This window comes from Kitasatospora sp. NPDC057198 (genome assembly GCF_042670125.1).
Lineage (GTDB): Bacteria > Actinomycetota > Actinomycetes > Streptomycetales > Streptomycetaceae > Kitasatospora.
In genome coordinates, this window is the sequence record NZ_JBHUWH010000903.1 from 1 (window position 1) to 1003 (window position 1003).

Annotated in this window: 1 protein-coding gene; it reads right to left on the reverse strand. The window is 74.9% G+C overall.

The window, feature by feature from the left end; all coding sequences use genetic code 11:
* Window positions 1-132 precede the first annotated feature (132 nt).
* Window positions 133-1003: GNAT family N-acetyltransferase (locus ACFUEL_RS39990; RefSeq protein ID WP_380243183.1), on the reverse strand; the 871-nt coding region annotated here is incomplete at its 5' end.

Here is a 1003-nt window from a genome sequence, read left to right on the forward strand (position 1 = left end):
CTGCCGGAGCGCGCATCGGCTTCCGGTTCCGTTTACTACACGCAGCAGCACGGACCTCCGATGGGCTCCGACCGTCAGCAGCACGGACTCGCCGTTCCCCGAGCCCCCGGATCGTTCCCCTTCACGTGCCGATCAGTGGGAGGTCGGCCAGGGGGCGGGGAGCTTCTCGGTGGCTTCGGTGAGGTGGGCGGTGATGACCAGGGTGCCGTCCTCGACCTGGTAGTCGAGGGGGGCGGCGAGGCGGCGCATGGTGGAGACCAGGCCGGTGTTGGCGGCGGTGGTGACGGCGTAGACGGTGCGCACGCCGGCCTCCAGGGCGAGGGCGGCCATCCGGCGGACCAGGTCGACGCCCAGGCCGCGGCGCTGCCAGGCGTCCTCGACCAGCAGGGCGATCTCGGCGCCCTCGTCGTCCCACATCAGGTGGGCGAGGGCGACCAGGCGCCCGTCGGCGGTCTCGACGGCGAGGGTCTGGCCGTGGCGGTGGTCGAGCAGGTGGTCGAGGTAGCGGTCGGCGTCCTTGACCGGGCCGTGGTAGCGGCGGCGCAGCGACTCCGCGGAGCAGCGGGCGTGCATGGCCAGCGCGGCGGGCTTGTCCTCGGGGGTGGCGCGGCGGACGGTCAGCTCGTCGTCCGGGTGGCTGATCCGGGCGGCGACGGCCGGGACGCGCGGGCCGAGGACGGTGTCCAGTTCGACCAGGGCGCGGGCCCGGGCGAACTCGGTGGGCGTGAAGGGCAGGTGGGGCCGGGAGAGTTCGAGCAGGTCGCCGCCCGGGAGGGGCAGTCGCATCAGGTGTCCTTCCAGGCCGGCCGGGGTGGCGTCCCCGCGGCCGGGGTACTGCCGGATGGTCGCGCGTCCGAACAACTGGCGTAGGGCGACCGGGAGTTCGGCGGCGTCGAGGGCGGTGCGGGTGGCCAGGGCGAGGACCTGGCGGGGGACGTCGACGAGTTCGTGGGCGTCGGCCCGGTCGGTCCAGATGTCCCAGCCGCCGCCGGCCGCGACGGCG